The organism is Alkaliphilus pronyensis (assembly GCF_009017275.1).
GTDB classification, from domain to species: Bacteria; Bacillota; Clostridia; order Peptostreptococcales; family Natronincolaceae; genus Alkaliphilus_C; species Alkaliphilus_C pronyensis.
The window spans coordinates 1-7,838 of sequence record NZ_WBZC01000068.1 but is presented as its reverse complement, the minus strand read 5'-3'; the positions used below and the strand labels follow the sequence as shown (position 1 = coordinate 7,838).

General features: G+C 31.4%; 9 protein-coding genes. 5 read left to right on the top strand and 4 right to left on the bottom strand.

Annotated elements, in window-relative coordinates; genetic code table 11:
* Window positions 1–495: 495 nt before the first annotated feature.
* Window positions 496–1,230 carry a DUF421 domain-containing protein gene (locus F8154_RS13925; protein WP_151862233.1) on the top strand — a complete coding sequence of 245 codons (735 nt, stop codon included), beginning with the start codon at window positions 496–498 and terminating at the stop codon, window positions 1,228–1,230.
* 5 nt (window positions 1,231–1,235) lie between these two features.
* Here the strand turns inward: F8154_RS13925 and F8154_RS13920 are convergent, their stop codons facing one another.
* Entirely contained in the window at window positions 1,236–2,093 is an 858-nt protein-coding gene (locus tag F8154_RS13920; RefSeq protein WP_151862232.1) for a diguanylate cyclase domain-containing protein, read from the bottom strand.
* 361 nt (window positions 2,094–2,454) lie between these two features.
* Here F8154_RS13920 and prmC point away from each other — a divergent pair, with 361 nt between their 5' ends.
* Window positions 2,455–3,327, top strand: a complete 873-nt coding sequence (gene prmC, locus F8154_RS13915; protein ID WP_151862231.1) for a peptide chain release factor N(5)-glutamine methyltransferase — start codon at window positions 2,455–2,457, stop codon at window positions 3,325–3,327.
* A 337-nt stretch (window positions 3,328–3,664) separates the two neighbouring features.
* On the opposite strand, the gene F8154_RS13910 is transcribed toward prmC, so the two are convergent.
* On the bottom strand, window positions 3,665–3,898 hold the full coding sequence (locus F8154_RS13910) for a BhlA/UviB family holin-like peptide (protein ID WP_151862230.1): 234 nt from the start codon (window positions 3,896–3,898) through the stop codon (window positions 3,665–3,667).
* Window positions 3,899–4,265: 367 nt separating this feature from the next.
* On the opposite strand from F8154_RS13910, the gene F8154_RS13905 reads away from it, so the two are divergent.
* Window positions 4,266–4,811 carry a sigma factor-like helix-turn-helix DNA-binding protein gene (locus F8154_RS13905; protein ID WP_151862229.1) on the top strand — a complete coding sequence of 182 codons (546 nt, stop codon included), beginning with the start codon at window positions 4,266–4,268 and terminating at the stop codon, window positions 4,809–4,811.
* A 16-nt stretch (window positions 4,812–4,827) separates the two neighbouring features.
* Entirely contained in the window at window positions 4,828–5,064 is a 237-nt protein-coding gene (locus F8154_RS13900) for a helix-turn-helix domain-containing protein (protein WP_151862228.1), read from the top strand.
* 246 nt (window positions 5,065–5,310) lie between these two features.
* Here F8154_RS13900 and F8154_RS13895 read toward each other — a convergent pair whose 3' ends face one another.
* Together F8154_RS13895 and F8154_RS13890 are read right to left on the bottom strand one after the other, a co-directional pair.
* A complete protein-coding gene (locus tag F8154_RS13895) occupies window positions 5,311–6,102 on the bottom strand; it encodes a family 1 encapsulin nanocompartment shell protein (RefSeq protein WP_151862227.1) in 792 nt (263 codons plus the stop codon).
* Window positions 6,103–6,117: 15 nt separating this feature from the next.
* On the bottom strand, window positions 6,118–6,471 hold the full coding sequence (locus tag F8154_RS13890; protein WP_151862226.1) for an encapsulin-associated ferritin-like protein: 354 nt from the start codon (window positions 6,469–6,471) through the stop codon (window positions 6,118–6,120).
* Window positions 6,472–6,695: 224 nt separating this feature from the next.
* On the opposite strand from F8154_RS13890, the gene prfA reads away from it, so the two are divergent.
* Window positions 6,696–7,769 carry a peptide chain release factor 1 gene (gene prfA / locus F8154_RS13885; protein ID WP_151862225.1) on the top strand — a complete coding sequence of 358 codons (1,074 nt, stop codon included), beginning with the start codon at window positions 6,696–6,698 and terminating at the stop codon, window positions 7,767–7,769.
* Window positions 7,770–7,838: the final 69 nt, after the last annotated feature.

Genomic DNA, 7,838 nt, shown 5'->3' with positions numbered 1-7,838 from the left:
ATTCAAATTATTTATATTTTACTATAATAATATCTTATTATTTGCTTTATCTCTTATATCTTTTTATTCTTCATTTTTAATTTTCATTTTTAACTTATTCTCTAATCCCTATTACTTGTTTTTAGGTTTTGCATTTCTAATTTTTAATTTTTAACTTTTAATTTTCAATTATGTTTTCTTGTTTTCCATTTTCAACTTTTAATTATCAATTATCATTTATAATTCTTAACTCTTAACTCTTAACTCTTAGTTTTTAATTATGTCTTCTTACTAGACTATTTCCATTGTTGAATAAAGACATATACTAAATAAGCTTTTTTTTATATAACACGTATAAAATCGCAAACCCAATTATTATTATTACAAAGGTTATTATAGCCTGTAGCCATGTAGGCATAATTATTTCCTCCTGTATATTTTTTAGAAATTTGTCTTATATTACTATTACTATAGTATTACAACTGTTATTTAACTTTATTCTAAGGTGGTACTTAAATGAGATTAATAATTGAAATAATATTACAGACATTATTGGCTTTTTGTGTGATACTTTTTCTTACCAGGATATTGGGAAGACAGCAGGTATCACAGTTAACTATGCATGAGTATGTTAATGGTATTACCTTTGGATCTATAGCAGCAACCCTTGCAACCGATCTAAATCAAAGAACGTGGCACCATCTTATGGGATTAATAATATTTGGTATTTTAACCTTTTTAGCATCATATGCAACTTTAAAGGTTAGGCTGGTATCAAAAGTAATACAGGGAGAACCAGTTCTGGTTATACAGGATGGTAAAATACTAGAAAAGAACTTAACACGATTTCACTATACAATACAGGATTTAAATATACTGTTAAGAAAGAAGGATGTGTTTAATATATCAGATGTAAAATATGGAGTACTTGAGCCTAATGGAGATTTAAGTATTCTAAAGGTATCAGAAAAAGAAAATGCAACTAAAGGGGATTTAAACATTTTAAATAACAGCCAAGATATGCCTGTAGAGATTGTTGTTACAGGCAGCATTATATATGAAAACTTAAAACAAAAACAGCTAACTGCCGAGTGGTTGTTTAAGCAGTTGAATAAAATGGGTGTAACCGACATAAGGGATGTTTTTTATGCCACAATAGACAAATCTAACAATTTATATGTAGATAGAAAGCAAGACATGCTAAAAAATAAAAGGAATATCTCCGAGAGTGATAATGTCAAAAACAAATAACAATATTAGGCTATAGAATCGCTGTCTAAAGTATAAATTGAGCTGCTACCTTTTTTAGCTTTTGTAGAAGCTAAGCTTGCTAAATTTATTAAGTCAGAAATAGTTGTTATTACATCATAATCACGTTTTCTTTTTCTATCTCCACCAGAAATTCCTGCCGACAAAGTTATTTTTATATTATTATGAAAGGTATGCTCTGCTACCTTTTTCAACAAATTGTTAGTTATTTTAATTGTTTCCTCCTTAGTTCTACTTGATACAAAGAGAAACTCATCACCTGCAAAACGACATAAGTAAGTATCTGATGGCAAAATCTCACCAATTAGCTGGGATATTTCCTTTAAAATAATATCTCCATGTATATGACCATAATCCTTATCGACTTTACCGAAATCGTTCACATCAAGGAAAACTACAGTTATCTCGTTGCCTGCCTCCATGAGCTTGCTGGCCTTATAGTATATATAATCTGCACGATACAGCCCTGTTAACAAATCAGTATATTTACTTGTTTCTGTTATTAGAGTTGTTTTAGTAAGCACCCCCAAAACTACGTTTGAGCTGGCTATAATAATGTACTCCTCTTCTTTATGTTGATTAAATATTTCTCTAGCCCTCCATAATGATTCATTGGGGGATATGGTAATACTGTGGCGCTTCATAGCATCTGCCACTAGACTATTGGGATCACAACAGATTAATTCATATGCAGTGATTATTCCTACTATTTTATCACTACATTTAACAGGAAATACAAAGTGCTCTTTTTTTTTCTGGCAATAAATTGATTTTATTTTATGAATACTATCCATAATATCAACTGTGCAAAAGCTTGTATTCATGATATCAGATACTTTACGCATAACCAAATACTGCCTCCTTCCACCTATTATGTAAGTAGACTAAAATGAGATTATAAAATGTATATATAAAAAACCGACAACTATTCATTAAATAAAAACACTATATATATATTACCATATATTACAAAAGTACACCATAAAAAATAGTAATATAGTCCTATAAAAACTGAATAATATATCTAATTTTTATTTTACGAAATATTAGTATACCTATAAAAGCTTATAATTTAAAGCAAAATGTGGTATATTTAAAAAAATCGATTATTTAGATGTTGACTAAATCTATAATAGATAGTTCAAAGACTTCATAATATGCTGAAGAGTTAAACTTGATATTTTACATATTTAAGGAGATGGAAATTTGATTACTGTAGAAGACATATTAAAATCTGCAACTGAAAAATTAAAGTCGTCACAAATAGATACACCTAGATTAGATGCAGAAGTAATATTGAGTAGTGTTTTAGGTGTAGATAGAATTCAACTACACATTTATCCAGAAAGAGAGATTTCCTGGGAAATTTGTAGAAGATATTGGGGGCTTGTAGAAAAAAGAATAAAGCTAATGCCCATACAATATATTATTAATCGACAAGAGTTTATGGGGTTAGAATTTTTTGTTGAAGAAGGAGTTCTTATTCCAAGGGGAGATACAGAGATACTTGTAGAAGAAGTTATTAATCTTAATAACATTTATTATAATAATACAGATGTTAAAATATTAGATATTGGTACTGGCAGTGGAGCCATTACAGTATCACTAGCAAAGCTAATTACCAATAGCTTTGTTATTTCCATAGATATATCGCCTTTAGCATTGACTATAGCTAAAAAAAATGCCAATAGTCACGGAGTACAACAAAGGATAAGCTTTTTAGAGGGAAATCTGCTGGAGCCTTTATTAAATAAAGGCTTAGAAGAAACCCTTTGTTTTATTGTCTCAAACCCTCCCTATATACCCACTAAAGCTGTAAATGAGCTTTCGGCCCAGGTAAAGGACTATGAGCCAGAATTAGCTTTGAATGGAGGAGAAGATGGACTTGACTTTTATCGAAAAATAGTTAATGAGTCCCCTAAATATTTAAAGAATAACGGATGGCTGTTATTTGAAATAGGATATGATCAAGGAAATGCCGTCTCTAGCCTAATGCTGGATAAGGGCTTTTCAGAGGTTAAAATAGTTAAAGACTTAGCAGGCTTAGATAGAGTGGTAAAGGGTCAATGGGTTAAATAGATCATTATTTTGCATACTTGCATTTAAATGTAAATTTTGGAATAATATAATTATATATTTAAATGGAAGGAATGTTAGTATGAATAAAACTGAAAAATTCGCTTACATTGCAGCTTTTATAGTTGTGGAGTCTATATAATTAATACCACAATAAAATATATTATAAATTGGAATATTACTGGTTTGATTGTAACAACAATTATTGTATATGTTTCCTTTTATATTTCATTTAAAGTTGATAAAAAATAGTGGGGGGAGGCACCCCCATTAATGTTAGCTTGCCTCTACAATTTTACATTTAGTTAAGAAATAAGCCCCATCATTTGAGCCATGCCTTTTATAGCTTTTTACTAAGCATGTGCTTTTCCACCACTTCGACCTTTCTATTTACATCTTCTATAAGGCTTAGCCTATCTGTTAAGCTACATATTATTTCTTGATATTTTTCTTCCCTTTGCTCCTGCTTAAAATCTCTTTTTTCTTGGGCCTTGAGGATATATATAATAAGTAAAACCGAAAGAGCAGCCCACAATCCTTGAGTTGATGCTAGCTTTAGAATTTCAGCCTCCATAGTCACACCTCCTATCACCTTTTATACTATTAATTATTAAAATAATAAATTTTTAAAAAATGTAAACCTATAGGTGTTAAAAACTAGAAAATATATGAAATGTATATTATAATAATAAAAGAATGCAAAAATATTAAAAAAGCCAACTCCTTGGTTGACATTTTAAAATGAAATTGTATTTTATTAATAGAGTACTAGAAAAGTGCTATTTTTTTACCCATACAAACGAACATATGTTCTTTATAATAAAAATATATAACAAAAATAACTTTTTTTGGTTGACAATTATGTTTCAACAAATATTTTAATAATAAAGACTTATAATTATAAGTATAATATGAAAAATTGTGAAGGGAGGGTAACAACTATGAATAGGTTAGTATCTAATTACGTAAACAGCCAAAAAGAAAGTGGAAAACAGGTTAACAAAGACAACTTAGATAACGTTAACAATAATGATACTGCTGCTGATAAATTTAATGACTATGTGTTCAGGGTCTACTTATATAGCTACATAAAAAAAACTATAGTATTTACAGCCTGGCAAATTAAAAAAAAGCAAAAAGAGTTGTATAACTATGAGGAGTTAAGCTTAGACGTTGTTGACCCTGGTTTTTCAGAGAAAAGAGTTAATTATATTATGGATACAGTAAAATCAAATGATATTGTTGAGGAGGAAGAGGGTAACTACGATTACACCGAAATATCCCATAAAAAAGAGATAACTGAAGCTATATCTACCCTTACTGAAAGACAAAAAGAAATAATATATAGATGTATAATCTTAAATGAAAGTGATACCAACGTAGCTAAAAGACTAGGCATTTCTAAGCAGGGTGTTAATAAAACTAAGATTACAGCTTTGAATAAGCTAAAGAAAAGACTGGGTAAAAAATATAAAAGGGCTATTTAAGAACGGAGGGAGAGTAGTGGATGATAAAAATCTAAGAAAAGTATTGAATAAGGCACAAAAAGGTGATGAGGAAGCTTTAAATACAATAATAGATCTTTTTCAACCTTTATTGCATAAAAATAGCTTTGTAGGCGGAGAGTTCAATGAAGATTGCTATCAAGAACTAATTATTAAACTCATGAAGTGTATTAAGTCATTTGATTCTTCATCCTGCAATAATGTGTCAAAATCTCTGGAAAAGCATCTAAAATAAAAAAAGGAAGCTGTAGGCTTCCTTAGACCAATGAAAAAGTCCTGTTTTTTTCGTTGCTTTAAAATCCTAGAACCTTTACAGAAATTAGAGGCAGGATTCAAGAAGCTAGAGGTGAGAGTTTTGCATTTTATCACGCTTCCAACCTCCAGCTTCTCATGTATACTATACCATAGAAAGTATTTCTTGCGTCTCTTATCTAAAGCATTTTAATTAGACTATATCATATTAAAGCACTTATCTATAATACTATAACGTAAATAGAATTATAATATCTGGATTAAGCACTCTAAATGTAAAGGATTCTGTAATAAATAGCTTTACTTTACTGGAATCGTGGCTTTGATATCCTATACTGAAATCTTGCCCTATGGTAAATTCAAGATCATCATGATCATAGGGAACCATTAAAGCTCCCTCTAGGGCTGGAGCATAAACTATTTCTGTTCCTAAGAATTCTTCAATTGCCTTTTTTAAAGGATAACCGTTTACCACCATGTTTATTTTTTCATAAGAAGCTTTACCAACTACTAGAGTATATGGACCCTCTGCATATGAATGCTTTAGCTTTAATAGCCCCTTAGACAAAGAAGACATAATAGCATTTGCATCACTTCCAAATTCAAACTTATGGCCTGCAGATTCAACTAGTCCCTTAATATTACCTGCTATGTATCCATTATAAATAGCATTTTCTTCAAATAGTGCTATTTTTTCTGCTGCTGCTTCTAATGGAGCCAAATCAGCATCCTTAGCACCTCTGATAATATTGTCCATTTCCCAACGATCTAGTTCGAATGTTATTCTGGTTTCCACAAGAGGCTGTACACTGTTTAATCCACTGCATACCTCGCCATCCTTTTCCTCTATTAGCTCTAGACGACCTTTAGGTACAGCATTATAATTCCAACCCTTTGGGCCGTCTACCTTAACCACTTGTCTAGCTGATAAATGGGTTTTAATCACTTCAGCTGCTTTTTCTTCAATTTCATTCCATGCTTCCTGTGTCAATGGAGCAAGAGTTCTTTTTAACATATCCATATTTGTTCCCTCCATTTATTTTTTAAGATTTCCGATATTTAATCCACCTGTAGATGCTGGTGCACCGTGGTCCTCGTCTTCGCCTCCATGGTCTCCTACAATAGGTCCATCCTTAAATAAGCAGCTTTTCATTTGCTCATCCCATACTGGCATATTTCTACGAAGCCACTCTAAAGTCATGCAGGCATGCTCGATTTCTTCATCTCTATTATGGGCTAGAATTGCCCTTAGCTCTGGATCCTTAGTTGTTGCAACCCTTTGATTATACCAATCAACAGCCTCTACCTCTTCTTTAAGGCTACTAATTGCTTTGGAAATGTTTCTTGTAAGTGCATCTAATTCTCCTACTGGCTCATTATAATTTGACATAATTGAATTTACCTCCTTGTTAAATAAAATAAATCATACACATTATTTTTTATCTACCCTAAAAAAACAAATCAAAACACAAAACATATATGAAAAATTATAAATAATTTTTAAAAAAATATGGTAAAATTAGAAAGGAAGGTAGGCAGCAGTATTGGTAAATGATAATCGATTGTGATATAATATATCAATGTGCAAAATAATATTATTTGAGGTGAAAAATAATGCTAGATAAACTAGCTTTCTTAGAAGAAAAATATATTGATTTAAGTAAAAAAATCAGTGATCCTGAAGTTATTAACAATCAAAATGAATGGAAAAAGCTTGTTAAAGAACATTCTGATTTAGAGCCTATTGTTAATAAGTATAAGGAATATCAACAAGCAGAAGAAGCTCTACAGGGGGCTAAAGAAATACTCTATGATAAATCCTCCGATGAAGAACTAAGAGAAATGGCCAAAATGGAAATGAGTGAAATGGAGGAAAAAATTGAAGCCTATAAGGATGATTTAAAGCTATTATTGCTACCTAAAGACCCAAACGATGAAAAAAATGTTATAGTTGAAGTTCGTGCTGGTGCAGGTGGAGATGAGGCGGGCTTATTTGCTGCTGAACTATTTAGAATGTATACTAGATATGCAGAAAAGAATAGTTGGAAAACTGAAATGATGAGCTTGAATGAAACAGGGGTAGGGGGCTATAAAGAAGTAATTTTCATGATCAAGGGTAAAGGAGTATACTCTAAGTTAAAGTATGAAAGTGGAGCCCATAGGGTACAAAGAATACCGGCAACTGAATCTGGTGGTAGAATACATACATCAACTGCAACAGTGGCTGTGCTACCAGAAGTAGATGATGTTGAATTTGAAATCAATTCAAATGATTTAAGAATAGATGTTTTTAGATCATCGGGCTGTGGTGGTCAAAGTGTTAACACCACCGACTCGGCCGTAAGGGTGACCCATTTACCAACTGGTTTAGTAGTATCCTGTCAAGATGAAAAGTCACAGCTTAAAAACAAGGAAAAGGCAATTAAAATTTTAAAAGCACGTCTTTTAGATCTTAAGATACAAGAGCAGCAGGCGGAAATAGCAGAAAATCGTAAAAGCCAAGTGGGAACAGGTGACAGAAGTGAAAGAATCCGTACCTATAACTTTCCACAAGGAAGAATAACAGATCATAGAATAAATGTAACCCTATATAAGCTTGATAGCTTTATGGAGGGAGAAATAGAAGATATGATAGAAGCTCTTATTACATCAGATCAGGCAGAAAAATTGAAGCAGGTAGAAAACTAAAAATATACCAATATTACTAATAAGCCATTGAATATAACATTTTATGGCTTTTTTGTGCGACAGGCAGTC

Bases quoted from the DNA above. Each gene is read 5' to 3' on its own strand.
- F8154_RS13925 (WP_151862233.1), top strand. From the start codon at position 496: ATGAGATTAATAATTGAAATAATATTACAGACATTATTGGCTTTTTGT.
- F8154_RS13920 (WP_151862232.1), bottom strand. From the start codon at position 2,093: ATGCGTAAAGTATCTGATATCATGAATACAAGCTTTTGCACAGTTGAT.
- F8154_RS13910 (WP_151862230.1), bottom strand. From the start codon at position 3,898: ATGGAGGCTGAAATTCTAAAGCTAGCATCAACTCAAGGATTGTGGGCT.
- F8154_RS13905 (WP_151862229.1), top strand. From the start codon at position 4,266: ATGAATAGGTTAGTATCTAATTACGTAAACAGCCAAAAAGAAAGTGGA.
- F8154_RS13895 (WP_151862227.1), bottom strand. From the start codon at position 6,102: ATGGATATGTTAAAAAGAACTCTTGCTCCATTGACACAGGAAGCATGG.
- F8154_RS13890 (WP_151862226.1), bottom strand. From the start codon at position 6,471: ATGTCAAATTATAATGAGCCAGTAGGAGAATTAGATGCACTTACAAGA.
- prfA (WP_151862225.1), top strand. From the start codon at position 6,696: ATGCTAGATAAACTAGCTTTCTTAGAAGAAAAATATATTGATTTAAGT.